The sequence below is a fragment of the Microcella alkaliphila genome, from assembly GCF_004216855.1.
In the GTDB taxonomy this organism is placed as follows: Bacteria; Actinomycetota; Actinomycetes; order Actinomycetales; family Microbacteriaceae; genus Microcella; species Microcella alkaliphila.
In genome coordinates this window covers 84,957-108,202 of sequence record NZ_SGXT01000018.1, presented here as the reverse complement: position 1 = coordinate 108,202, position 23,246 = coordinate 84,957, and the positions used below count along the sequence as shown (strand labels likewise).

Below are 23,246 nucleotides of genomic sequence, written 5' to 3'. Positions count from 1 at the left end.
CACTCACGCCAGCGGAAGAAGCAGCCCTACCGCCCCTGCGGCCAGTCGCGCGCGCCCGAGCCGATGTACAGCTGCTGCGGGCGGCCGATCTTCGTCTGCGGGTCGGCGTTCATCTCGCGCCAGTGCGCGATCCAGCCGGGCAGTCGGCCGATCGCGAACAGCACCGTGAACATGCGGGTCGGGAAGCCCATCGCCTTGTAGATGACGCCCGTGTAGAAGTCCACGTTCGGGTAGAGCTTGCGCTCCTTGAAGTAGTCGTCGTCGAGCGCGATCTGCTCGAGCTCGCGGGCGATGTCGAGCAGCGGGTCGCTGATGCCGAGGTCGGCGAGCACCGCATCCGCGCTCTCCTTCACGAGCTTCGCGCGCGGGTCGTACGACTTGTAGACCCGGTGGCCGAAGCCCATGAGCTTGATGCCGTCTTCCTTGTTCTTGACCCGCTCGACGAAGCGCTCGACGCTCTCACCCGAGTCGCGGATGCGCGCCAGCATCTCGAGCACCGACTCGTTGGCTCCACCGTGCAGCGGGCCCGAGAGCGCGTTAATGCCGGCCGAGATTGAGGCGAACATGTTGGCCTCGGTCGAACCGACGAGACGCACAGTCGAGGTCGACGCGTTCTGCTCGTGGTCTTCGTGCAGGATCAGCAGGCGCTCGAGCGCCTTCGACAGCACAGGGTTCACCTCGTACGGCTCGGCCATCGTGCCGAAGTTCAGGCGCAGGAAGTTGTCGACAAAGCTCAGCGAGTTGTCGGGGTACAGGAACGCCTGCCCGATCGACTTCTTGTGCGCATACGCGGCGATCACCGGCAGCTTCGCGAGCAGGCGGATCGTCGAAATCTCGACCTGCTCGGGGTCGTGCGGGTTGAGCGAATCGCCGTAGTAAGTCGACAGGGCCGACACGGCGCTCGACAGCACCGACATGGGGTGCGCCTGGTGCGGCAGCGCGTCGAAGAAGCGCTTCAGGTCTTCGTGCAGCAGCGTGTGGCGGCGCACCTTCTCATCGAAAGCGCCCAGCTCGTCGGCGGTCGGCAGTTCGCCGTAAATCAGCAGCCACGCGACCTCGAGGAAGGTGGCGTTGGCCGCGACATCCTCGATCGCGTAGCCGCGGTAGCGCAGCACGCCGTTGGCGCCGTCGATGTAGGTGATCGCGCTCTTCGTCGAGGCGGTGTTGACAAAACCGTAGTCGAGGCCGGTGTACCCGGTCTGCTTCGTCAGCGTCGACAGGTCGATGCTGGATGCGCCGTCGACGCTGTCAAGAATCGGGAACTCTGCGGCTCCGCCGGGATAGTGCAGCGTGGCCTTCTTCTCGGCGTCGCTCACATCGCCTCCTCGCGTGGGTTGGACTCGGTGGGGGCGGGATCCCGGCTCGCGCCAAAGGGTGGTGGCGGCGCGGGTGACCCGGGTTACAGCCTAGGCGTAAACCCTGACCAGTAGCGCATCGACCAATGACCCGGCCGATCCGTTGTGGATTAGCGCCTAACGCAGGCGTGCAGCGGCCGCCGCCACCCGCTCGTCGGTGGCCGTCAGGGCGATGCGGACATGCGTCGAGGCATCCCCCTCGTAGAACGTCCCCGGTGCCGCGAGAATGCCCCGCTCCGCAAGCCATGCGATCGTCTCGAGGGCGGGCTCCCCGCGCGTCACCCACAGGTAGAGCCCCGCCTCGGAATGATCGATTCGGAAGCCGGCCTCCGTGAAGGCGGCAACGAGCATCCCCCGCCGCCGCGCGTAGCGCGCCTTCTGGGCGGCGACGTGCACGTCGTCGTCGAGCGCCGCCACCATGGCAGCCTGCACGGGAGCCGGCGGAATCAGCCCGGCGTGCTTGCGCACGGCGAGGATGCGGCCGATGAGCGCCGGGTCACCCGCGACGAACGCCGCCCGGTAGCCGGCCAGGTTCGACTGCTTCGACAGCGAATAGACGCTGAGCACGCCGTCGAGCGCACCGTCCGAGCTCGTGTCGCCGATGACGTCGTGATCGAGGATGCTCGTCACCGGCCGGTCGGCGAACGGCGCCTCCCAGCCGAGCTCCGCATAGCACTCATCGTTCACGATGACGGCACCGAGCGCGCGGGCGGCGTCGACCCGAGCGCGCAGGGCGCCGGCGTCGAGAACCGCTCCGGTCGGGTTGCCGGGCGAGTTCAGCCAGACCAGTTTCGTGTCGTCGGGCCAGGCGCCGGGGTCGTCGGCCGCCACCGCGCGTGCGCCCGCGATTGCCGCTCCGACGGCATATGTCGGATACGCGGTCTCGGGGTGCACCACGGTGTCGCCCGCGCCCGCGTCGAGCAGCAGCGGCAGCAAGCCGACGAGCTCTTTCGAGCCAATGGTCGGCAGCACGGCGTCGACGCTCGGCAGGGTGACGCCGCGACGGTGCGCGTACCAGCGCACGATCGCCTCGCGGAGCGCCGGCGTGCCCATGGTTTGGGGGTAGGCGTGCGCGTCCGTCGCGGCGATGAGGGCGTCTCGCACAACGTCGGGGGTGGGGTCGACGGGAGAACCGACCGAGAGGTCGACGATGCCGTCGGCGTGTTCGCGGGCCCGTGTCGCGAAGGGGGCGAGCGAGTCCCAGGGGAAGTCGGGTAGCGCCGGCACGGCGGCGTCGCCTAGTTCTGGGGCGGAAGGGCTGCGACGATCGGGTGGTCCGAGTGGATCACGCCGACCTTTGCCGCCCCACCGGGCGAGCCGATTTCGGTGAAGAACTCGACGTTCGCGGTGTAGTACTCGGCCCACTGCTCGGGCACATCGTCTTCGTAGTAGATGGCCTCGACGGGGCACACCGGCTCGCACGCACCGCAGTCGACACACTCGTCGGGGTGGATGTAGAGCATGCGGTCGCCCTCGTAGATGCAGTCGACGGGGCACTCGTCGATGCAGGCACGGTCTTTCACATCGACGCAGGGCAGGGCGATCACGTAGGTCACGGTGCGACGGTTTCCTTCTCGTTGAGGGACTCGTTCATGCTATCCGCCCGCCGCTGGGGAGCGCGCTGTATGCGCGGCCACGACACGACGATCGCACTCATCGCCATCACGCCGATGAGCCAGGCGTACCCGACGGTGTTGCCGGGAACGACCAGGCTGCCGCCGGTAGCTGCCGGTGCAGCGAGCAGGGTCGTGACACCGAGCAGACCTGCTGCGGCCCCCACAACGCCCGCGCGACTCGGCGCGGCCAGGCGAGCGCCGACGAGGAAGACGGTGGAGGTCACCAGCGCGAGGCTGATGCCCACGGGCGGCATGGACTGGTGGGCGAAGGTCGCGACGAGTCCGACGAGTGCACCGAGCAGCGCACCCGCAGCAAGCAAGCTAGCGCGCAGTAGCCAGCGCGCCCGGGCGCCGGAACGGTCAGGCATTAGGAATCCAGGCGGAGCATCCACCCGTGGGGGTCGTCCGCCCGGCCGTACTGGATGTCGGTGAGGGCCTGTCGCAACTCCATCGTGAGCGCTCCGGGCGTCGCGTCGGGGCTGCCGATCGTGAAACCGTCGCCCTTCAGCTGGCCGATGGGCGTCACAACGGCTGCCGTGCCGCAGGCAAACGCTTCAACGATGTCGCCCGCCTCGTAGCCCGCCCTCCACTCGTCGAGTTCGACGGGTCGGCGCTCAACACGATGACCGCGATCCTCGGCGAGCTGCAGGATCGAGTCGCGCGTGATGCCCTCGAGAATCGAGTCGCTGTGCGGGGTCACGAGAGTGCCGTCCTTGTAGACGAGCACGATGTTCATGCCGCCCAGCTCTTCGAGGTACTTCTGCTCGACCGAGTCGAGGAACAGCACCTGCTGGCAGCCGTGGTCGGCGGCCTCGGCCTGCGCCACGAGCGAGGCCGCGTAGTTGCCGCCGGTCTTCGCAGCACCGGTGCCGCCGCGGCCGGCGCGCGAGTACTGCGTCGACAGCCAGATCGACACGGGGGCGGGGCCCGAGGTGAAGTAGGCGCCGGCGGGCGACGCGATGACGTAGTAGTTGACCTTCTTCGCCGGACGCACGCCGAGGAAGGCCTCCTTGGCGAACATGAACGGGCGCAGGTAGAGGCTCGTCTCGGGAGCGCTCGGCACCCAGTCGCCGTCGACGGCGATGAGCTGCTTGAGGGACTCGATGAAGTAGTCGACGGGCAGCTCGGGGAGCGCCAGACGCTTCGCCGAGCGCCGCAGGCGCCGCGCGTTCGCGTCGGGGCGGAACGACCAGATCGACCCGTCGGCGTGGCGGTAGGCCTTCAGCCCCTCGAAGATTTCCTGCCCGTAGTGCAGCACGGCGGCAGACGGGTCGAGCGAGATTGGGCCGTATGGCTGCACGCGCGGGCGGTGCCAGCCGCCCCACTCGCTCCAGCAGATGTCGACCATATGGTCGGTGAAGTTCTGCCCAAACCCGGGGTTCGCGAGGACTTCTGCGCGCTTCTCGTCGCTCGCCGCGTTGTCGTTACGCGTGACAGCGAACTCCAGGTTCTTCGGAGCCAGGGGCAGAAGGTTCGTCATGGCGGTCCTCGTCGATCGAGCGGTGTTGCTCAAGAGTACTGCCGCTGCTGGTGTCGCGGGTGCGGCCGATCAGGTCGACGACGCGACGAACTCGGCGATGGATGCTCCGATCTCGCCGGTCGTGCGCGCAGCGTTTCCGCGCCCAGCGAGATCGTGCTCGACGGCGCGCTCGATGCGGGCCGCGGCCTCGTCGAGCCCCGACTGCCGCAGCAAGAGAGCGGCCGAGAGGATCGCCGCCGTCGGGTCGGCTTTCTGCTGCCCGGCGATGTCGGGCGCAGAACCGTGCACGGGCTCGAACATGGAGGGGTGAGCGCCCGATGGGTCGAGGTTGCCGGAGGCGGCGATGCCGATGCCGCCGCCGACGGCGCCGGCGAGGTCGGTCACGATGTCGCCGAACAGGTTGTCGGTGACGATGACGTCGAAGCGCGCCGGATCGGTGACGAGGAAGATCATGGTCGCATCCACGTGCAGGTAGTCGACCGTGACGTCGGGGTTCTCGGCCGCGACCCGGTCGACGGTGCGCTGCCAGAGCGACCCGGCGTGAACGAGAACGTTCGTCTTGTGCACGAGCGTCACGCGGCGGCGGCGCTTCTCGGCCTCGGCGAAGGCGAATCGCACCACCCGCTCGACACCGTAGGCGGTGTTGACGCTCGTTTCGTTCGCGACCTCGTGCGGCGTACCCACCCGAATCGCCCCGCCGTTGCCGACGTAGGGCCCTTCCGTGCCCTCACGCACGACTACGAAGTCGATGTCTCCGGGCGATGAGAGCGGCGACGTCACACCCGGGTACAGGCGCGTCGGGCGGAGGTTGACGTGGTGATCGAACGCGAACCGGAGCTTCAGCAGCAGGCCGCGCTCGATGATGCCGCCGGCGAGCTTCGGGTCGCGTGGGTCGCCTCCCACCGCTCCGAGCAGGATCGCGTCGTGTTGTCGCAGCGCATCAAGCGTTGCGTCATCGAGGATCTCGCCGGTCGCCAGGTAGTGCCCCGCCCCCAGCGGGTACCGCGTCTCGTGCACCTCCACGCTGTCACCGACGGCGGCCCGCAGGACGGTGAGCGCCTCGGCGATGACCTCCGGTCCGATGCCGTCTCCGGGAATCACAGCCAGGTCGAGTGTGCGGGTCACGGGTCCTCCTTGAGTGTTCGGAACACGCTTCCTGCCCCCGAATGGGGGACATGTCAGGCGATTCCCAGCATGACGCTACTTCCCCGGAAAACCGGGCCATATCGCGTTTCAGGCTACCGCCTGGAAGCGCGCGGATGCCCGCGGGGGCTTTCGCGAAACGTCCAGGCAGCGCTAATTTTTTTCCCGGCCCACATCCGGGCGAGGCCCGACCACGGGTCAACCGAGAAAGGAAACAGTGTCATGAGCATTGGTTTCGGCATCTTCCTGTTCGCCGTCGGCGCGATTCTTGCGTTCGCCGTGAACGTCGCCGTCGAGGGCATTGAGCTCGTCACGATCGGCTACATCCTGATGGTCGCCGGCATTGTGACCGTCATCATCGGCATCGCGCTGATGATGCGCCGCCGTTCGGCGGTAACCACGGAGCGTTCGGGTGTCGACCCGGCGAGCGGTGAGCGCGTGACGCGCCGCGAGGCGTCGATCGACGACCCGCCCGTCGCGTAACCAGAGACCTGCGGTCGCGGACCCGATCCCGCGATCCGCGCATCCCGATCAGGCGAATGGCGCCGGCCCTCTGAGGCCGGCGCCATTTGTCGTGTGCGCGATGGTGCGTCAGCGCGCCATTGCGCTGATGAGTTCGTAGGCGACGTGCGAGGCGGCGACAGCCGTGAGCTGGGCGTGATCGTAGGCCGGGGCGACCTCCACCACGTCCGCACCAACGATGCGATGCTCACCGAGCGCGCGCAGCATGGCCAGCAGCTCTCTGCTCGTCAGGCCTCCCGCCTCCGGCGTGCCGGTGCCGGGCGCGTGCGCGGGGTCGAGCACGTCAATATCGATCGAAACGTACACGGGGCAATCGCCAAGGCGAGCATGCATGCGCTCGATAGCACGCGCGAGGCCTTCGGTCTCCAGCTCGACCGAGCTGATGATTGCGAAGCCGAGGCGTTCGTCGTCGCGCAGGTCCTCCTTGCCGTACAGCGGCCCGCGAATGCCGACGTGCAGGCTGGCCTCCTGATCGATGAGCCCCTCCTCGCTCGCACGACGGAAGGGGGTGCCGTGCGTGACGGGTGCCCCGAAGTAGGTGTCCCAGGTGTCGAGGTGTGCGTCGAAGTGCACGACCGCCACGGGGCAACCCTCGCGCTCGGCGGCGACGCGAAGAAGTGGCAGGGCGATGGTGTGGTCGCCGCCGATCGTGACGAGGCGCGTGCCACTCTCGGTCAGATCGCGCGCGGCGGCCTCGATGGCGGCAACAGCTTCGGTGATGTCGAAGGGGTTCGCGGCAATGTCGCCGGCGTCGACGACCTGCTGCACGGCGAACGGGTGCACGTCCTGTGCAGGGTTGTACGGCCGCAGCAACCGGCTCGCCTCGCGCACGTGCGCCGGGCCGAAACGCGCCCCGGGGCGATAGCTCACCCCTGAGTCGAACGGCACGCCCACGACCGCAATGTCGGCGCGCTCAACCTGATCGAGGCGCGGCAGCCGGGCGAACGTCGCAATGTCGGCGAACCGCGGGCGGGTGCTCGCGTCGACGGGTCCGATCGGGTCGGGGCTCATGTCACAAGAGTAATCAATTGGTGTCTGTGGGTAAACACACAGACCAGGAAGTCTGCTGTCGCCACTACAGTAAAGGTGAGGAGGTCGCAGATGAAGCCCGTGCATCCCCGAGCAAGCCGTGAACCCGTCCGTATCGGCGCGAAACTGCGGGCTTCGCGCCTTGCTCAAGGCCTCACCGTCGCGCAGGTTGCTGAAGCATCGGGCCTCACCCGCGGGTTTCTCAGCCGCGTCGAACGCGACGAGACCTCCCCCAGCGTTTCCACGCTCATCACGATCTGCCAGGTTCTCTCCCTCCCCGTCGGCGACCTGTTCGAGACGGTCGAGAGCGACCTGATTCGTCTCGACGACGCCCCACTCATCAACATGGGCGGCAGCGATGTCGTCGAGCGCATGCTGACCCCGCGCGGGCAGGGCCGGGTACAGATCCTGCGCTCGGTGATGCAGCCGGGCGCGACGGGCGGCGACGATCCCTACACCGTCAACTGCGACGTCGAAGTGCTGCACATCGTGTCGGGCGAACTGCGCTTGCGCCTCGGCAACGAGTGGCGCGAGTTGGCCGCGGGCGACACGATGACGTTCCCCGGGCGCGAGCCGCACACGTGGCGAAACGAGTCCGGCACCGAAACCGTCGCCCTGTGGATGCTCGTACCCGCCCCCTGGAGCGGCTCGCAGTAACGCTTCGGGCGCGCCGCTACTGCTCGATGATGGTGATGGCTCGCACGAGGTCGGCGTCGATCGCCTCGCGCACCCGGTCGAGCAGATCGTCGGGCACGCGCGAGTCGACGGTCAACACACTGAGCGCGGGGCCACCCGCGGTGTGCCGCGCGATCTGCATGCCCGCGATGTTGATCTCGGCCTCGCCGAACTCTTTGCCGTATACCGCGACGATGCCGGGCCGGTCGGTGTAGAGCATGACGATGAGGTTCTCGGCCATCGGCACCTCGACGTCGTAGCCGTTGATCTCGACGATCTTCTGCACCTGCTTCGCGCCCACGAGCGTTCCCGAAACCGACAGCTGCGTGCCGTCGGCGAGGGTGCCGCGAATCGTGAGCAGGTTGCGATACTCGTCACTCTTCGCGTCGGTCACGAGCCGCACGGTGACGCCGCGCTGCTCGGCGAACAGCGGCGCATTGACGTAGCTGACCTGCTCGCTCGAGATACGACTGAAGACACCCTTCAGCGCGGCAAGCTTCAGCACCCCGACGTCGTGGGCGACGATCTCACCGCGCACCTCAACGTCGATCGCGGCGAAGGAGTGGTCAGCGAGGGTCGCGAAGACCTGGCCCAGCTTCTCCATGAGCGGGATGCCCGGGCGAACGCTCGGATCGATGACGCCGCCGGCGACGTTGACGGCGTCGGGCACGAGCTCGCCGTCGAGCGCGAGGCGCACCGACTTCGCTACCGAGACACCCGCCTTTTCTTGCGCCTCGTCCGTCGAGGCGCCGAGGTGCGGGGTGAGCTGGATGCGTGGGGCGTCGATCAGGGGTGAGCCCGTCGGCGGCTCGTTGACGAAGACGTCGAGGCCGGCGCCCGCAATCTGGCCCTCGGTGAGCGCCGTGAGCAGAGCATCCTCGTCGATGATGCCGCCGCGGCTGGCGTTCACGATGCGCAGGGACGGCTTCGCGAGCGCGAACTGCTCGGCGCTGATGAGGTTCGTCGTTTCGGGCGTCTTCGGAATGTGGATCGTGATGAAGTCGCTGCGCTGCATGAGCTCGTCAAGGGTGACGAGCTGCACGCCCAGCTGCTGCGCGCAGGCCGGCGGCACAAACGGGTCGTAGCCGATGAGCTCGACGCCGAAGCCGGCGAGGCGCTCGGCGACGAGCGTGCCGATGCGGCCGAGGCCCACGATGCCGATCGTCTTCTCGTACAGCTCGACGCCGGTGAAGGCGCTGCGCTTCCAGGCGCCGTCCTTCATCGAGGCGTCGGCGGCCGGCAGGTGACGCGCGAGCGACAGCAGGTGGGTGATGGCGAGCTCAGCGGCCGAGATGACGTTGGAGGTCGGGGCGTTGACGACCATGACGCCGGCGGTCGTCGCCGCCTTCACGTCGACGTTGTCGAGGCCGACGCCCGCGCGGGCGATGACCTTCAGGCGGCGGCCGGCGGCGATCGCGTCCTCGTCCATCTGCGTGGCCGAGCGGATCAGAACGGCGTGTGCCTCGGCGAGCGCCTTGAGCAGCGCCGGCCGATCGGTGCCGTCGACGTGGCGAATGTCAAAGTCGGGGCCGAGAGCGTCGACAGTGGCGGGGGACAGCGTTTCGGCGATGAGCACGACCGGCTTGGGCACAGAGATTCCTTATGACGCGGGGCGACGCGGGCGAGGCGCGACAGGGGTGACGTCGTCGCCGCACACCATCGGGGGCGACCGGTGCTCCCAGGCTATCGCAGGCAGAATGGCCCGCATGACGCCCGTCGACATTGCCCGCTGGATCACGGCGATCGTGTTTGTTGTGATCGGCGTTACCCACTTCATCCCGCCGGTCGTGCGCGGCATGGCCGCGATGGTGCCCGCGGTCTTCCACGGTCGCCCGTTCTCGGCGGTCGGCTGGGTGTGGGTGACGGGTGTCGCCGAGATCGCCGGCGGGCTGGGGCTGCTGTGGGAGCCGACGCGGGCGGCGGCGGGCATCGCGCTCGCGGTGTTTCTCGTGTGCGTGTTCCCGGCGAACGCTCACGCTGCGGGCAAGCGGGAGAAATTCGGCGTGTTTGCGGTGCCGTTCTGGCCGCGGCTCGCGATGCAGCTCGCGCTGATCGCGATTGTGCTGTGGGTCGGGCTGGCACCCTAGCCTCGCGGCTAGGTAACGATCACTCCCGAGGCGATCGCGATGATGCTCAGTCGAACGGCGGCGATCGACGCGACCGCAACCATCAACCCAAGCGCAAACTGCCCGATGGGCCTCCTCCGGAGCACCAGAACGGCCCCGACAAAGAAGACCGGCACCTGAAGCAGTCCGATCCAGAGAGCTGCCCAAGGTGTCGAGTCGGCAACACCCTGCTGCTCGAGAACCAGAGGGAACTCGATCAGCTGGCTGAGGCCCTGGAACAAGAACCACGCGGCGATGAGGCCGAAGATCACGGTGACGACGATGTGCGCGATTCCGAACCGGGTCGGGGCCGTCGATCGATCGGTCGTCACGATGCTCCCCCGGTCGAGATCAGCCCGATGAGAAACGGCCACGGGGCAAGAATCAGCAGACCGATCGCGAGCCAGCCAAGACGTCGAGTCGCCGACCCTGCCGTCAGCACCACGACCGCGATGAACCACAAAGGCGTGGCAATGATGGCGAGAAACTCGGCGAAGCGGTAGGCGTTAAGCTCGAGCACCCCCGCTCCCGAGTCGCTGAGTGACTGGAAGATCGACTGCGACAGGCGAAGCCCTCCGATCAGCCAGCCGACGACATACATGATGTAGATGCCGCCGAAGACGCTCGTGGCCACGAGCAGTGCGCTACGGCCCCGCTCCCCCGCGGCTCGACCCGCTTCCCCCGTCTCGGCAGCGGCGTCCGCCGCGGCGGTCTCCGGCTCCTCACCGGGAGCCGGCCCGAGGTCGTAGCTCGCATCGTCGACGTCGTCCCAGCGGAGGGCGGCATCGTCATCCGGGTCGTCGGGGCGCGCCATGGGATAACCCTAGCCGCCGTGTCCGGGCGAGCACCTAGGGTCGAGGGTGCCCCCACCGAAGGAGCCGCGCATGCCGTTCGAGACGATTGACGGGAAACCGCTCGACCGCCTCGCCTTGCTGTACCGGCGCGGGCGCGACTTCCAGGTCGTCGAGCCGTTTCAGTACCGCGAGCGGGCGTCGGGAGCGGTCACGCGCATCCCCGCTCACGATCTGACCCAGCCGCCGGGCCCCGGCAACAGCACCGACTTCGCGTCCGTTCCCCCGTTCCTGTGGGGCCTGATCGCGAATTACGGGCCGCAGACGCTACCCGCCGTCATGCACGACGCCGAGGTGGCGGCCGCCGTGGCCGCGTCCGCGCCCGAGCGACTGGCGCTGCGCCACGCCGCCGACGAGCGCTTCCGCCTCGCGCTGATCGACGAGGGCGTGCACCTGTTGCGCGCACGCACGATGTGGGCGGCCGTCGGCCTCGAGAGCTGGTGGCGCCACGGCGGCGCGGCCGGCCGCACACTGATCGCGCAGGTCGCCCTCGGCACGCTCGCGCTCACCGCGATGGTTCCGCTCGCCGTTCTGCTGTCCCCCTGGTGGATGCTCGTGGCCGTCGCCCCCGCGGCGCTCGCGCCGCTGTGGCGCCGCGACGTCACGCTCGTCACCGCCGCCAGCTACCTCGGCGCGCTCTACCTGCCGCTCGCGCTCGGCGCGTACGCGGCAGCGCACGTCGAGAACGCCATCGCGATGGTCGTCTGGCTCGTGACGGGCAGGCGCGGCCCGCGGCCGTCGGCCGAGCCGAACCCCGCCTGGCGCGACGAATACAGCCACGAACGGCCCGCCCCGCGCTGAGCGCGAGACGGGCCGTCTGTGGGGTGAACGCGATTGTCTAGCGCGCGGCCGAGCCCTCGGTGTAGTCGGCGTCCTGCTGCTTCCACGCGAAGAGGGCGCGCAGGCCGCGGCCGGTCTCCTCAATGGGGTGCTGGGCGGCCTTTTCGCGCAACTGCTGGAACTCGACGGCCCCGGCGTCCTGGTCGTCGATGAAGCGCTTCGCGAACGCTCCCGACTGGATGTCGGCGAGCACGGCCTTCATGTTCTCCTTGACGCTCGCGTCAATGACGCGCGGGCCCGAGACGTAGTCGCCGTACTCGGCTGTGTCCGACACGCTCCAGCGCTGCTTGGCGATGCCGCCCTCCCACATGAGGTCGACGATGAGCTTCAGCTCGTGCAGCACCTCGAAGTACGCGATCTCGGGCTGGTAACCGGCCTCGGTGAGCACCTCGAAGCCGTACTGCACGAGCTGCGAGGTTCCGCCGCAGAGCACGGCCTGCTCGCCGAACAGGTCGGTCTCGGTCTCCTCCGTGAAGGTGGTCTTGATGACGCCGGCGCGGGTGCCGCCGATCGCCTTCGCGTACGACAGCGCGGTGTCCCACGCGGTGCCCGAGGCGTCGCGCTCGACGGCGACAATGTCGGGGATACCGCGGCCGGCGACGAACTCGCGACGCACGGTGTGGCCGGGGGCCTTCGGCGCGACGAGGATCACGTCGACGCCGCCTGGCGCCTCGATGTAGCCGAAGCGGATGTTGAAGCCGTGCGCGAAGGCGAGCGTCTTGCCCTCGGTGAGCTTGTCCTTGATCGAGTCGGCGAAGATCGCGCGCTGGTGCTGGTCGGGCGCGAGAATCATGATCAGGTCGGCCCACTCGGCGGCGTCGGCGACGCTCAGCACGCGGAAGCCGTCGTTTTCGGCCTTGGGCTGCGATTTCGAGCCCTCCTTGAGGGCGATGACGACTTCGACACCCGAGTCGCGCAGGTTCTGCGCGTGGGCGTGGCCCTGCGAGCCGTAGCCGACGATCGCGACCTTCTTGCTCTGAATGATCGACAGATCGGCGTCCTTGTCGGTGATGACGGAAGTCATGCGGGGATCTTCTCCTTTGGGATTTTCTGTGCGGAATCGGGCGGATGTTCGGGGCTGGCCCCGCGCATCCGGTTCAGTTCTTGAGAACGCGCTCGCTGATGCTCTTGCCGCCGCGGCCGATCGCGAGGAGGCCCGACTGGGCGATCTCCTTGATGCCGTACGGCTCGAGCACGCGCAAGAGCGCCTCGACCTTTTGGGTGTCGCCAGTGACCTCGATGACGAGGGCGTCGGTGGCGACGTCGACGACGCGGGCGCGGAATAGGTTCGCGGCCTCGAGAATCTGCGAGCGCGTGGAGTTGTCGACGCGCACCTTGATGAGCATGTGCTCGCGCTGCACCGACTGGCTGGGGTCGAGCTCGACGATCTTCAGAACGTTGATGAGCTTGTTCAGCTGCTTCGTGATCTGCTCGAGCGGCAGGCCCTCGACCTCAACCACGACGGTGATGCGCGACAGCCCCTCGATCTCGGTCGTGCCGACCGCGAGCGAGCGAATGTTGAAGCCGCGTCGGGCGAACAGGCCCGCGACGCGAGTGAGCAGGCCGGGCTTGTCCTCGACGAGCAGGGAGAGCACGTGATAGGTCATCTTGGTTACTCCCTGTCCCACTCGGGGGCGTGATCGCGGGCGTACTGCACCGACGAGTTGCCGACACCCTGCGGCACCATCGGCCACACCATCGCGTCGCGGCTGACCACGAAGTCGATGACGACCGGGCGGTCGTTCGTCTCCATGGCGAGCGTGATGGCCGGCTCGACCTCCTCCTTCGTCGTGACGCGAATGCCGAGCGCGCCATAGGCGTCGGCCATCTTCACGAAGTCGGGGATCATGACGGTGTCGTGGCCCGTATTGAGGTCGGTGAACGAGTGGCGGCCGTCGTAGAACAGGGTCTGCCACTGGCGCACCATGCCGAGCGACGAGTTGTTGATGACGGCCACCTTGATCGGGATGTTGTTGATCGTGCAGGTGGCGAGCTCTTGGTTGGTCATCTGGAAGCAGCCATCGCCATCGATCGCCCAGACGAGGCGCTCGGGCTCGGCGACCTTCGCCCCCATGGCGGCGGGAACGGCGTAGCCCATCGTGCCGGCACCGCCCGAGTTCAGCCACGAGCCGGGTCGCTCGTACTTGATGAACTGGGCGGCCCACATCTGGTGCTGGCCGACGCCCGCGGCGTAGATCGCCTCGGGGCCCGACATTTCGCCGATCTTCTCGATGATCCACTGCGGCGACAGCAGACCGTCGTCCGGCTCGGTGTAGCCGAGGGGGTACTGCTGCTTGAGCGTCGAGAGGCGCTTCCACCAGTCGGCGTAGTCGGGTGTGGTGTCGACCGCAGCCTTCTGGAAAGCGGAGAGGAGGTCGGCCAAGACCTCACGCGCGTCGCCCACGATGGGCACATCGGCGGCGCGGATCTTGCCGATCTCGGCCGGGTCGATGTCGATGTGGACGATCTTCGCGTGCGGGGCGAACTCGCTGACTTTTCCGGTCACCCGGTCGTCGAAACGAGCGCCGATGGCGACGAGCAGGTCGGCCTCCTGCAGGCCGAGCACCGCGGGCACCGTGCCGTGCATGCCCGGCATGCCGAGGTGGTGCGGGTGCGAGTCGGGGAATGCCCCGCGCGCCATCAGCGTCGTGACGACGGGGGCACCGGTGGCCTCCGCGAAGGCCAGCAGTTCGGCGCGGGCTCCGGCGCGGATGACGCCGCCGCCGACGTACAGCACCGGCTTGCGGCTTTCGACCATCAGCTGGGCGGCGGCCTGAATCTGCTTACCGTGCGCCTTCGTTACGGGGCGGTACCCGGGCAGGTCGATCTTCGGCGGCCAGATGAACGGTGCCGTCTTCTGCTGGGCGTCCTTCGTGATGTCGACGAGGACGGGGCCGGGCCGGCCGGTCGTCGCGATGTGCACGGCGGCGGCAAGCACGCCGGGCACATCGGCCGGGTCGGTGACGAGGAACGAGTGCTTCGTGATCGGCATCGTGATGCCGGTGATGTCGACCTCCTGGAACGCGTCCGTGCCCATCGAGGTCGAGAAGACCTGGCCGGTGATCGCGAGCAGCGGCACCGAGTCCATGTGCGCATCCGCGATCGCGGTGACGAGATTCGTGGCACCGGGGCCGGACGTGGCGATGCAGACGCCGAGCTTGCCGCTCGCGGCGGCGTAGCCCTCGGCCGCGTGGCCGGCGCCCTGCTCGTGGCGCACGAGGATGTGACGAATCGAGGTTGATGCCATCAGCTCGTCATAGAACGGCATGATGGCGCCGCCGGGCAGGCCGAACACGTCGGTCACACCGAGCTTCTCGAGGCTGGCAAGGATCGCACCCGATCCGGTCAGCAGCGGGGGCTCGGTGGATGCCGGGCGCGCGGGAGGTGCAGGAGTCGGCACGGGGGTCGATTCCGTTGGCATGGATATCAGCTTCCCTGACAGGTTGGCGATCGGGCGATGTACGGCCCGCAGTTATCCCGTCACGGCGCCCTGAGAGGCGGAGCGCACCAGTTTGGAGTACTTGGCAAGGACCCCACGGGTATAACGCGGTGGCAGGGGCGCCCAGTCGGTGCGGCGCGCCTCCAGCTCGGCTTCGTCGACCAGTAGGTCGAGGGAGCGAGCAGCGATATCGACCCGGATGAGATCACCATCGCGCACGAAAGCAATAGGACCAGCGTCTACTGCTTCGGGAGCTACGTGGCCGATGCACAGTCCGGTTGTGCCGCCTGAGAATCGACCGTCGGTCAAGAGTAGTACATCTTTTCCGAGCCCCGCGCCCTTGATGCGAGCCGTGATCGCCAGCATCTCGCGCATACCGGGACCGCCCTTCGGCCCTTCGTAGCGAATGACGATGATGTCGCCCTTGTTGATCTGGCCGGCAGCGAGAGCATCCATCGCGGCACGCTCACGCTCGAACACGCGAGCTGGCCCCTCAAAGACCACCGAATCAAACCCAGCGGTCTTGACAACCGCCCCCTCCGGCGCCAACGATCCGTGCAGGATTGTGATGCCGCCTGTCTGGTGGAAGGGATTGTCAAGCGAACGCAGCACCTTGCCGTCAAGGGGCGCGGGATTGAGCGCTTCAAGGTTCTCGCGCATGGTCTTGCCCGTCACCGTCAACGCGTCCCCGTGAAGCAAACCCTCATCGAGGAGCGCCTTCATGAGAACGGGAAGACCACCCTGTCGATCGACATCGTTCATCAAGTAGTTTCCGAACGGCTTCACGTCGGCAATGTGGGGGACCTTGTCGCCGATTCGGTTGAAGTCAGCGAGCGTCAGAGGAACTTCCGCCTCATTCGCGATGGCCAGAAGGTGCAGGACGATGTTGGTCGAGCCGCCGAGCGCCATACCCACAGCAATCGCGTTCTCGAACGCTTCCATCGTGAGAATGTCGCGGGCTGTGTGACCCCGCTCAAGCATTCCGACGACCGCTTCTCCCGATCGATGAGCGAAGACATCCCGCCGACGATCAGCTGACGCGGGGCTCGCCGAGCCCGGCAAACTCATGCCCAGCGCTTCCGCAACGCTCGCCATCGTGTTCGCGGTATACATGCCGCCGCAGGTTCCTTCGCCGGGCGCGAACGAGCACTCGATTCGATGAGCATCTTCCAGCGACATGGTGCCCGCCTGGACGGCGCCAACCGCCTCGAAGCTGTCGATGATGGTGATTTCCTTTTCTGTACCGTCACTCAGCTTCACCCAGCCAGGGGCGATGGAACCGGCGTACAGAAAAACGCTTGCGAGGTCGAGCCGAGCGGCGGCCATCAGCATTCCCGGGATCGACTTGTCACACCCCGCAAGAAGAACTGAACCGTCAAGCCTTTCGGCCTGCATGACCGTCTCGACGCTATCGGCGATGACCTCGCGACTCACGAGCGAGAAGTGCATACCCTCGTGCCCCATCGAGATGCCATCGGAGACACTGACTGTCCCGAACTGCAGCGGATACCCACCTCCCGCATGCACACCCTCTTTGGCGGCCTGCGCGAGGCGCCCAAGCGAGAGATTGCAGGGCGTGATCTCATTCCATGAACTGGCGATACCGACCTGAGGCTTGTCCCAGTCGTCGTCACCCATACCCACGGCGCGGAGCATGCCGCGCGCCGTCATGGCCTCGATTCCATCGGTAACAACGCGGGAACGGGGCTTGCGATCGACTTCGGCCATAGTCCGATTCTATAGTGAGCCACGACCCTCGTCGTCGCGCCGAGAACTGACCTGATCGTCTCGGGACGGCAGGCGTCGGCCCCCGAGTTCGGGGGCCGGCTCCGGGAAGGCGCGCTGTGCGCGTTCAAGATCAGCAGACAGCTCGTCGTCAACAAGGGTGGCCGGGTCGAACGTGCCGGTTCGATAGCCGGCACGACCCACCATGTGGGCGGCAATGGGCGCTGTCAGCATCTGCAAGACCACGACCGGAATCAGCAGCAGCAAGACTTGCCAACTGCGCACGCTGACGGCGATGGCGAGCACGACCGCGATCAACCCGAGAATTTGCGGCTTTGTCGCAGCGTGCAGGCGTGCGAGAGCGTCGGGAAACCGCAGCAAGCCGATCGCCGCCGCAAGCGACAGGAAGGCGCCGAGGCCCAGCAAGACGGCGGCGACAAGATCGAGCAGGTCGTCGAACGGTTCGGTATCGGACATGCCGATGACCCCCTGGGTGAGCACCTCGATCATCATGCTCACTCCGCACCGGTGACGCCGGGTGCTTCCGATGGCCCGGCGGGCCTCGTGACGAATCGACTCACCGCGACCGTTCCAAAGATCGCTGTGGCGGCGAGGATGACCATGAGCGGAACGGTACGGGTGTGGCTGTTGATCGCCATTTCGGCGCCGATCACGAGCATCAGCGTGGTCAAGATCACGTCGGACGCGATCATGCGGTCGAGGATGCTCGGGCCCGTGATCACGCGCCAGAGGCACAGCACGGCGGTCGCCGCCAGCATGGCACCAGAGACCCACAGGAGGATCGCCGTCGCAAGCCCCATCACCGCACCGCCTCCCACTCGTCTCGCGCGCCGAGGGCCCGCACCAAACGACGCTCGGTGGCGAGGATGTTTGCCTTGGCCAGTGCGACGTCTTCGTGGGAGTCGGCGCCGAGAACGTGAACATACAAAATGGCATGTTCTCGATCAACCTCGAGGATGACGGAACCGGGCACCAGCGAAATAGCGATGGATGTGCCAGTCAGGATGAAATCAGATCGCGTCCGCAGGTGCACCTTCACGATCGCGCTGCGTTGGATGCGCCGGCTGAAAACGGCTTGGAACGCGACCTGGAAGGACGCCATGACCAACTGACCGAAGAACACCGCCAAGAACACGACGAACCAGACGGGATTGAACCGGGGCGCCAGAATGACGCGGGGAAGATACAGAGTGCGCGTGACGAGGACGGCAACGACCACGCCCGTGAGGATGGTGAGTGGCGTGATCGATCCCCACAAGAGCATCCAAAAAGCAATGAGAGCCACGAGTAGCGGCGAAAGCTGCAGGAACGTGATGGGGCGCTTGGGCTCAGCGGGCGGTTCGGGCGCGGAGGCCGGGCTCGGAACGCGGCCGTGATCGCTCATCGGTCAAGCACCTCCTCGATTACGTCGGTGGAGTTCGGCTCGGTACCGCTCGGGAAGATGCTGAGAACGTAGCGCCCTGGCCCATCGAGGTTCTCGCCCGCCCGCTCAGCGACGCCGTACAGTGGGCCCGCAAAAACGGTGAGCGCCACTGACACGATGACCATCCCCGCCGTCGAAGCAGTCATCAGGAAGGGCGTCGTGCGGGCCCCGCTGATGGTGGAGGTGTCGAGCGGCGCCTCGTTCACGTGCTTGAGCAGGCGCGACGACCCACGCTCGACCTCGTCAGCACCGCGCCAGAAGGCGAGGTTCCAGACGCGAACAAGCGCGTATAGGGTAAGCAACGAGACGAGAGCCCCTCCGCCGAGCAGGATGTACGCAAGCGCGTCGCCCTGAGCCGCCGTCGCTTGAAACAGGGCGAGCTTGCCGATGAACCCTGAGAACGGGGGGATGCCGCCGAGGTTGAGCGCCGGAATAAAGAAGAGCAGCGCAACGAGCGGGGCGCTCGCGAGCAGACCCCCGATGCGGCTGATCGAGGTGGACCCGGCCTCGCGTTCTATGAGCCCCGCCGCGAGGAAGAGGGTGGTCTGCACGACGATGTGGTGGGCGATGTAGTACACGGCCGCGGCCGTGCCTTCGGCGGTCCCCAGCGCCACCCCGAGAATCATGTAGCCGATGTGGCTGACGAGGGTGAATGACAGAATCCGCTTGATGTCGGCTTGAGCGACCGCACCCAAGGCCCCGACGACCATGGTCAGCAACGCGAGGACCATCAGCGCCGGGTTGAGCTCTTCCCCGGGGAAGATCACCGTTTCTACGCGGATGATCGCGTATACGCCAATCTTGGTAAGCAGGCCCGCAAACGCGGCCGTCACGGGTGCTGGCGCACTGGGGTAGCTGTCGGGCAGCCAGAACGATAGGGGGAACACGGCTGCCTTGATACCGAAGGCCACGAGCAACATGACGTGAAGAACGATTTGTGTGTCGATCGGAATGTCAGCGATGCGGATGGCGATCTGGGCCAGGTTCACCGTTCCGAGGGCGCCATAGACCATCGCGATCGCGGTGAGGAATAACACGGATGACACAAGGCTCACAACCACGTAGGTCACACCGGCGCGAATACGAGACTCGGTGCCGCCCAGGGTGATGAGCACATAGCTCGACACGAGCAGCACCTCGAACCCGACATACAGGTTGAACAAGTCACCCGCGACGAAGGCGATCATGACGCCCGTCGTCAAAATCAGATAGGTCGGGTAGTAGATCGACACCGGAGTCTCGTCGTCGCCGTCGGCGAGACCCTGTCCGATCGAGAAGACCAGCACGGCAAGCAACACGATCGCCGAAATGAGCACCATGAGTGCGCTCAGACGGTCGACCACAAGCACGATCCCGAACGGGGCCTGCCAACTCCCAACCTCGACGACAACCGATCCGCCAGCATCGACCCCCATGAGGAGGGTCGCACCAACGAGAACGACAGCCACGAGCGCGATCAGCGCAACGATTCGCTGCGCGCGTGCGCGCCGGCCCACAACCAGCGTCACACCCGCCGCGACAAGCGGAATCAAGACGGCGAGGGGAACGAGAACACCCAACTCGGCCGTCATCGCGTCTCGCCCCGTTCGGTGCGCTCAGCGACCTCGGTGCCCGGCACAGCCTCGGTCGGGTCGAGCGGGTCGGGAAGAAACTCGGTGGTGGCCTCGTCCGGAGCCGTCTCCTCAACGGGCACAACCTGCGCTCCGGTGCGCAGTGCAAGGTCGTCAGCGTCGTCGTCGAGGTCGTCGGCGTTGGCGAGGCGCCAGCTACGGTAGATGAGAGCGAGCATGAATGCCGAGACGGCGAAGGTGATCACGATGGCGGTCAACAGCAGCGCTTGTGGCAGCGGATCGGTGTATTGGTCTGCGTCGGCTGCGGGATCCTCGACGATCGGCGCGATTCCCTGTGCCCCTGCCATAAGGATGATCAACAGGTTCGCGGCGTTACCCACGAGCAGGAAGCCCAGGACGACACGGGTGAGGCTGCGCTCGAGCATCAGGTAGATACCGCAGGCGAACAGCACAGCCATGACAATGACGAGGGTGAGCGAAAGGGTCATCGTGCGCCCTCCGATGCGCCCAAAGGCGCCGACGCGTCTCCGCCTACAGTGAGCGCCTGGCCACCTCGGCCCTGCCTGTCGACCTCTGCCCCGAGACTGCGCAACACGTCGAGCACGAGACCAACCACGACGAGATAGACGCCAATATCGAAGATCGTCGAGGTCACGAACTCGACGTCCCCGAGCAGCCACAGTTGACCCTCGAAATACGTACTTGTCATCACCTCCGCACCGACGAAGAGTGGGGCAAGCGCGTAGCCGGTGGCGATCAGGATGCCCGCTCCGAGCAACGCTCCGGCGCTGAAGGGGGCAGCGGCTCCGAGTTCGTAGCGCCCACCCGCCAGATACCGTGCAACGAGCGCGAGACCCGCGACTAGGCCGCCCGCGAAGCCGCCGCCCGGCAGATTGTGCCCCGCGAACAAGAGGTAGAGAGACAGGACGATGACGGCGTGGAACGTCAGCCTGACGACCACTTCCAGCAGGATCGATCGGTTTCGCGGGTCGAGCGTCAGCCCGGCAAGAATCCAGGCGCTACGCTGCGAGCCGCGAGCGTCGCGCGCGAGTCGGTCTCGCACGGTTCTTTCGAGCTCGGCACGCGGCACGCGCGGGAGCGAGTCAGTGCGACCGCGCAAGAACAGCAGACTCGCCACACCGGTCGCCGCAGCGATCACGACGGCCAGTTCACCCATGGTGTCCCACGCGCGCAGATCCACCAGAGCGACATTCACGACGTTGGCACCGTGGCCGATCACGCGGCTCAGCGCTGGCCACGCCGCCGAGATCGGTTCGGCCGTGCGGCTCGCCGACGCGACCAGTGCAACGAGCGCCATGACCACACCGACCGAGATGCCGATGATGGCGCGCAGCAGTTTGTGGGTACTGCCGTGGCGGTCGCCCAGGCGTGCCGGCAGTCGGCGCAGCACCAGAATGAACGCGATCAGCGTGACGATCTCGACGAGTGCTTGGGTGATGGCCAGGTCAGGCGCTCCGCCCATCGCGAAGATCGCCGTCATGCCAAAGCCCGTGACACCGACGACGATGAGGGCGGCAAAGCGCTTCTCTGCGCGAGTGGCAGCGATCGCCGCACCGATCATGACGGCTCCGACCGCGACTTGCGCAGGGGTATCCCAGAGGCGCACGTCGGTCGGCCAGGTGTCGGTGAACACAAGCGCGGCGCCCGTGCCGAGCACAAAGACGCTGAGAATCACCGCGAGGTAGAAAGGCAGCGAACCGCGCTGGGTCAGGGTGGTGACGCGGTTGGCGATTCGGTCAACCCCACTCATGGTGCGCCAGTAGGCGTCGGAGGCATCAACCCCCGTTGAGAGGCGCGCCTGAAGGCGCTCAACGCGCGTTCGGGCTAGGAACATGCCGACACCGCCGGCAATCGTCAGGATCGACAGTCCGAGCTCGAGTCCGACGCCGTGCCAGAGTGCGAGTTCGTATTCGTACGCACGCGGTCGAGCGGGCGCCAGTGCAGCGACCTCTCGCAGGCCACGATGAGCGAGAGCTGCCAGGGGCCCGAGAGCAAGTGAAGCTGTCGCGAGCACCGCCGATGCGACCGTCATCGACGGTCGCGCGCGCACATCATCGGCGAGGGCCGTGACCCCGGGTTTGGTACGGAACGCACCCCAGAAGAAGCGCAGGGCGTACGCGACCGTCAGGGTTGATCCCAGCACCACGCCGATCAGCGCGGCCAAGGCGACGGGGTCACCCGCCCCGTCGGCGGGCGCAGCAGCGACGAGCAGCCCGTGCAGCACGGCTTCCTTGGCGACGAAGCCGAACAGGGGCGGCACGCCGGCCATCGACGCGAGTAGCAGGGCGGCGATGCCCGCGACGACGGGCATTCGTCTGCCCAGCCCGGTGAGGGCTCGCAGGTCGCGCGTTCCCGCCTCCACGTCAATGATTCCGACAATGAGGAAGAGGCCCGACTTGAACAGGGCGTGCGCGAGCAGCAGCGCCGCAGCGGCGAGCGCCGTGTCTCGCGTGCCGTAACCACTGATCACGACGAGGAACCCGAGTTGGCTCACCGTGCCGTAGGCGAGCAACAGCTTGAGGTCGGTTTGCCGCAGGGCTGCCCAACCTCCGAGCACCATCGTCGCAACTCCGAGCGCGACGAGCGCGAGCCGCCAACCCGGCACATCGGCGAATGCCGGTGCAAGGCGAAGTACAAGGAAGACGCCGGCCTTCACCATGGCCGCCGCGTGCAGGTAGGCACTCACCGGGGTCGGCGCCGCCATCGCCCCGGGAAGCCAGAAGTGAAGAGGAACGATTGCGGATTTCGAGAGCGCGCCGACCAGGACCAGGAAAATCGCCGTGGTCGTCAGCGCACCCGATGGTGTCTCGGCGAGAATCACCGGGATGCTCGATGAACCCGCCTGAACGGCGAGAATCACGAGACCCACCAGCATGACGAGGCCACCGACCGTCGTCGTGATGAGGGCCTCCAGCGCTGCCCCTCGACTCGCTCGACGGCTGGTGTAGTGCCCGATGAGGAGGTACGAGAACACGCTCGTCGCCTCCCACATGACGAACAGCAGATACACATCGTCGGCGACGACCAGCCCGTACATCGCGCCCACAAAGGCAAGGAGGACGGCGGCGAAGCGCCCGACAGTGGGGTCGGTGGGTCGGAAGTACGTGCCGCAGTAGAGCAGTACGAGGGCTCCAATGCCCGTCACGATGAGGGTCAACAGCCACGACAGCGCGTCCATGCGCAGATCGAGGGTGAGCTGCAACTGCGGAATCCACGAGAGCCGCTCAACGGGCGCGTCGGCGACCGATGTCAGCACGGCGGGGCTGAGAGCCAGCGTGTGAATGAATCCACCTAGAGCGACAGCGGAGGCGACGAAGAACACCCTGCCACCCATATACCGGGCGAGGAATGGAACGAGAACCGACGCCAGCGCGAGCACCGCGAGCACGACGATCATTCGTCCTCCTCGCGAGTTGTGGGGGTTGTGGCC

General features: G+C 67.0%; 24 protein-coding genes. 4 read left to right on the top strand and 20 right to left on the bottom strand.

Annotated features, from left to right (window positions below; genetic code table 11):
• Nucleotides 1-26: 26 nt before the first annotated feature.
• The 6 genes from EV140_RS11750 to EV140_RS11725 all read right to left on the bottom strand — a co-directional run bounded on the left by EV140_RS11750 (nucleotide 27) and on the right by EV140_RS11725 (nucleotide 5,576).
• Nucleotides 27-1,316, bottom strand: coding sequence for a citrate synthase (locus EV140_RS11750; RefSeq protein WP_130284156.1), 1,290 nt, complete (start codon nucleotides 1,314-1,316; stop codon nucleotides 27-29).
• Between the two features lie 156 nt (nucleotides 1,317-1,472).
• Nucleotides 1,473-2,582, bottom strand: coding sequence for a succinyldiaminopimelate transaminase (gene dapC / locus EV140_RS11745; RefSeq protein WP_130284154.1), 1,110 nt, complete (start codon nucleotides 2,580-2,582; stop codon nucleotides 1,473-1,475).
• 11 nt (nucleotides 2,583-2,593) lie between these two features.
• Complete coding sequence (gene fdxA, locus EV140_RS11740) at nucleotides 2,594-2,911, bottom strand: ferredoxin (RefSeq protein WP_096422601.1); 318 nt, start codon at nucleotides 2,909-2,911, stop codon at nucleotides 2,594-2,596.
• Entirely contained in the window at nucleotides 2,908-3,339 is a 432-nt protein-coding gene (locus EV140_RS11735; RefSeq protein ID WP_130284152.1) for a DUF6113 family protein, read from the bottom strand. The genes fdxA and EV140_RS11735 overlap by 4 nt, the downstream gene beginning before the upstream one ends.
• Nucleotides 3,339-4,451: a branched-chain amino acid aminotransferase gene (locus EV140_RS11730; protein WP_130284150.1), complete on the bottom strand. Its 1,113-nt coding sequence runs from the start codon at nucleotides 4,449-4,451 to the stop codon at nucleotides 3,339-3,341. Before EV140_RS11730 ends, EV140_RS11735 begins: the two co-directional genes overlap by 1 nt.
• Before the next feature lie 69 nt (nucleotides 4,452-4,520).
• Nucleotides 4,521-5,576 carry a 3-isopropylmalate dehydrogenase gene (locus tag EV140_RS11725; protein ID WP_130284148.1) on the bottom strand — a complete coding sequence of 352 codons (1,056 nt, stop codon included), beginning with the start codon at nucleotides 5,574-5,576 and terminating at the stop codon, nucleotides 4,521-4,523.
• 240 nt (nucleotides 5,577-5,816) lie between these two features.
• Between EV140_RS11725 and EV140_RS11720 the strand changes: the two genes are divergently transcribed.
• Nucleotides 5,817-6,077: a DUF6458 family protein gene (locus EV140_RS11720; RefSeq protein ID WP_130284146.1), complete on the top strand. Its 261-nt coding sequence runs from the start codon at nucleotides 5,817-5,819 to the stop codon at nucleotides 6,075-6,077.
• Between the two features lie 108 nt (nucleotides 6,078-6,185).
• Here the strand turns inward: EV140_RS11720 and speB are convergent, their stop codons facing one another.
• A complete protein-coding gene (gene speB / locus EV140_RS11715; protein WP_130284144.1) occupies nucleotides 6,186-7,127 on the bottom strand; it encodes an agmatinase in 942 nt (313 codons plus the stop codon).
• Between the two features lie 90 nt (nucleotides 7,128-7,217).
• Between speB and EV140_RS11710 the strand changes: the two genes are divergently transcribed.
• A complete protein-coding gene (locus EV140_RS11710) occupies nucleotides 7,218-7,802 on the top strand; it encodes a helix-turn-helix domain-containing protein (protein ID WP_130284143.1) in 585 nt (194 codons plus the stop codon).
• A gap of 16 nt (nucleotides 7,803-7,818) precedes the next feature.
• Here the strand turns inward: EV140_RS11710 and serA are convergent, their stop codons facing one another.
• Entirely contained in the window at nucleotides 7,819-9,411 is a 1,593-nt protein-coding gene (gene serA, locus EV140_RS11705; RefSeq protein ID WP_130284141.1) for a phosphoglycerate dehydrogenase, read from the bottom strand.
• A gap of 115 nt (nucleotides 9,412-9,526) precedes the next feature.
• Here serA and EV140_RS11700 point away from each other — a divergent pair, with 115 nt between their 5' ends.
• Nucleotides 9,527-9,907 carry a DoxX family protein gene (locus tag EV140_RS11700; RefSeq protein WP_130284139.1) on the top strand — a complete coding sequence of 127 codons (381 nt, stop codon included), beginning with the start codon at nucleotides 9,527-9,529 and terminating at the stop codon, nucleotides 9,905-9,907.
• 8 nt (nucleotides 9,908-9,915) lie between these two features.
• Here EV140_RS11700 and EV140_RS11695 read toward each other — a convergent pair whose 3' ends face one another.
• Together EV140_RS11695 and EV140_RS11690 are read right to left on the bottom strand one after the other, a co-directional pair.
• The gene (locus EV140_RS11695; RefSeq protein WP_130284137.1) at nucleotides 9,916-10,257 is read right to left on the bottom strand and encodes a hypothetical protein; all 342 of its coding nucleotides are present in this window, start codon (nucleotides 10,255-10,257) and stop codon (nucleotides 9,916-9,918) included.
• Entirely contained in the window at nucleotides 10,254-10,739 is a 486-nt protein-coding gene (locus tag EV140_RS11690; protein ID WP_130284135.1) for a hypothetical protein, read from the bottom strand. The genes EV140_RS11695 and EV140_RS11690 overlap by 4 nt, the downstream gene beginning before the upstream one ends.
• A gap of 70 nt (nucleotides 10,740-10,809) precedes the next feature.
• Here EV140_RS11690 and EV140_RS11685 point away from each other — a divergent pair, with 70 nt between their 5' ends.
• Nucleotides 10,810-11,577, top strand: coding sequence for a DUF1353 domain-containing protein (locus EV140_RS11685; RefSeq protein ID WP_130284133.1), 768 nt, complete (start codon nucleotides 10,810-10,812; stop codon nucleotides 11,575-11,577).
• Nucleotides 11,578-11,614: 37 nt separating this feature from the next.
• On the opposite strand, the gene ilvC is transcribed toward EV140_RS11685, so the two are convergent.
• From ilvC to EV140_RS11635, 10 genes are all read right to left on the bottom strand, one after another.
• Nucleotides 11,615-12,640 (bottom strand): ketol-acid reductoisomerase, encoded by a 1,026-nt coding sequence (gene ilvC, locus EV140_RS11680; protein WP_130284131.1) that lies wholly within the window; start codon nucleotides 12,638-12,640, stop codon nucleotides 11,615-11,617.
• 73 nt (nucleotides 12,641-12,713) lie between these two features.
• Nucleotides 12,714-13,223 (bottom strand): acetolactate synthase small subunit, encoded by a 510-nt coding sequence (gene ilvN, locus EV140_RS11675; RefSeq protein WP_096422627.1) that lies wholly within the window; start codon nucleotides 13,221-13,223, stop codon nucleotides 12,714-12,716.
• Between the two features lie 5 nt (nucleotides 13,224-13,228).
• A complete protein-coding gene (locus tag EV140_RS11670; protein ID WP_130284129.1) occupies nucleotides 13,229-15,037 on the bottom strand; it encodes an acetolactate synthase large subunit in 1,809 nt (602 codons plus the stop codon).
• 51 nt (nucleotides 15,038-15,088) lie between these two features.
• Nucleotides 15,089-16,783 (bottom strand): dihydroxy-acid dehydratase, encoded by a 1,695-nt coding sequence (ilvD, locus tag EV140_RS11665; RefSeq protein WP_130284127.1) that lies wholly within the window; start codon nucleotides 16,781-16,783, stop codon nucleotides 15,089-15,091.
• Nucleotides 16,784-16,792: 9 nt separating this feature from the next.
• Nucleotides 16,793-17,293, bottom strand: coding sequence for a monovalent cation/H(+) antiporter subunit G (gene mnhG, locus EV140_RS11660; protein WP_338418553.1), 501 nt, complete (start codon nucleotides 17,291-17,293; stop codon nucleotides 16,793-16,795).
• Nucleotides 17,294-17,295: 2 nt separating this feature from the next.
• Complete coding sequence (locus EV140_RS11655) at nucleotides 17,296-17,601, bottom strand: MrpF/PhaF family protein (protein WP_130284125.1); 306 nt, start codon at nucleotides 17,599-17,601, stop codon at nucleotides 17,296-17,298.
• The gene (locus EV140_RS11650) at nucleotides 17,601-18,185 is read right to left on the bottom strand and encodes a Na+/H+ antiporter subunit E (RefSeq protein WP_130284123.1); all 585 of its coding nucleotides are present in this window, start codon (nucleotides 18,183-18,185) and stop codon (nucleotides 17,601-17,603) included. The genes EV140_RS11655 and EV140_RS11650 overlap by 1 nt, the downstream gene beginning before the upstream one ends.
• Complete coding sequence (locus EV140_RS11645; RefSeq protein WP_130284121.1) at nucleotides 18,182-19,795, bottom strand: Na+/H+ antiporter subunit D; 1,614 nt, start codon at nucleotides 19,793-19,795, stop codon at nucleotides 18,182-18,184. Before EV140_RS11645 ends, EV140_RS11650 begins: the two co-directional genes overlap by 4 nt.
• Complete coding sequence (locus tag EV140_RS11640) at nucleotides 19,792-20,283, bottom strand: Na(+)/H(+) antiporter subunit C (RefSeq protein WP_130284119.1); 492 nt, start codon at nucleotides 20,281-20,283, stop codon at nucleotides 19,792-19,794. Before EV140_RS11640 ends, EV140_RS11645 begins: the two co-directional genes overlap by 4 nt.
• Complete coding sequence (locus EV140_RS11635) at nucleotides 20,280-23,213, bottom strand: Na+/H+ antiporter subunit A (protein WP_130284117.1); 2,934 nt, start codon at nucleotides 23,211-23,213, stop codon at nucleotides 20,280-20,282. The genes EV140_RS11640 and EV140_RS11635 overlap by 4 nt, the downstream gene beginning before the upstream one ends.
• Nucleotides 23,214-23,246: the final 33 nt, after the last annotated feature.

Coding starts and splice junctions, on each gene's coding strand:
- EV140_RS11735 (WP_130284152.1), bottom strand. CDS start 3,339: ATGCCTGACCGTTCCGGCGCCCGGGCGCGCTGGCTACTGCGCGCTAGC.
- EV140_RS11730 (WP_130284150.1), bottom strand. CDS start 4,451: ATGACGAACCTTCTGCCCCTGGCTCCGAAGAACCTGGAGTTCGCTGTC.
- EV140_RS11720 (WP_130284146.1), top strand. CDS start 5,817: ATGAGCATTGGTTTCGGCATCTTCCTGTTCGCCGTCGGCGCGATTCTT.
- speB (WP_130284144.1), bottom strand. CDS start 7,127: ATGAGCCCCGACCCGATCGGACCCGTCGACGCGAGCACCCGCCCGCGG.
- EV140_RS11710 (WP_130284143.1), top strand. CDS start 7,218: ATGAAGCCCGTGCATCCCCGAGCAAGCCGTGAACCCGTCCGTATCGGC.
- EV140_RS11700 (WP_130284139.1), top strand. CDS start 9,527: ATGACGCCCGTCGACATTGCCCGCTGGATCACGGCGATCGTGTTTGTT.
- EV140_RS11690 (WP_130284135.1), bottom strand. CDS start 10,739: ATGGCGCGCCCCGACGACCCGGATGACGATGCCGCCCTCCGCTGGGAC.
- EV140_RS11685 (WP_130284133.1), top strand. CDS start 10,810: ATGCCGTTCGAGACGATTGACGGGAAACCGCTCGACCGCCTCGCCTTG.
- ilvC (WP_130284131.1), bottom strand. CDS start 12,640: ATGACTTCCGTCATCACCGACAAGGACGCCGATCTGTCGATCATTCAG.
- ilvN (WP_096422627.1), bottom strand. CDS start 13,223: ATGACCTATCACGTGCTCTCCCTGCTCGTCGAGGACAAGCCCGGCCTG.
- EV140_RS11670 (WP_130284129.1), bottom strand. CDS start 15,037: ATGCCAACGGAATCGACCCCCGTGCCGACTCCTGCACCTCCCGCGCGC.
- ilvD (WP_130284127.1), bottom strand. CDS start 16,783: ATGGCCGAAGTCGATCGCAAGCCCCGTTCCCGCGTTGTTACCGATGGA.
- mnhG (WP_338418553.1), bottom strand. CDS start 17,293: ATGATGATCGAGGTGCTCACCCAGGGGGTCATCGGCATGTCCGATACC.
- EV140_RS11655 (WP_130284125.1), bottom strand. CDS start 17,601: ATGGGGCTTGCGACGGCGATCCTCCTGTGGGTCTCTGGTGCCATGCTG.
- EV140_RS11650 (WP_130284123.1), bottom strand. CDS start 18,185: ATGAGCGATCACGGCCGCGTTCCGAGCCCGGCCTCCGCGCCCGAACCG.
- EV140_RS11645 (WP_130284121.1), bottom strand. CDS start 19,795: ATGACGGCCGAGTTGGGTGTTCTCGTTCCCCTCGCCGTCTTGATTCCG.
- EV140_RS11640 (WP_130284119.1), bottom strand. CDS start 20,283: ATGACCCTTTCGCTCACCCTCGTCATTGTCATGGCTGTGCTGTTCGCC.
- EV140_RS11635 (WP_130284117.1), bottom strand. CDS start 23,213: ATGATCGTCGTGCTCGCGGTGCTCGCGCTGGCGTCGGTTCTCGTTCCA.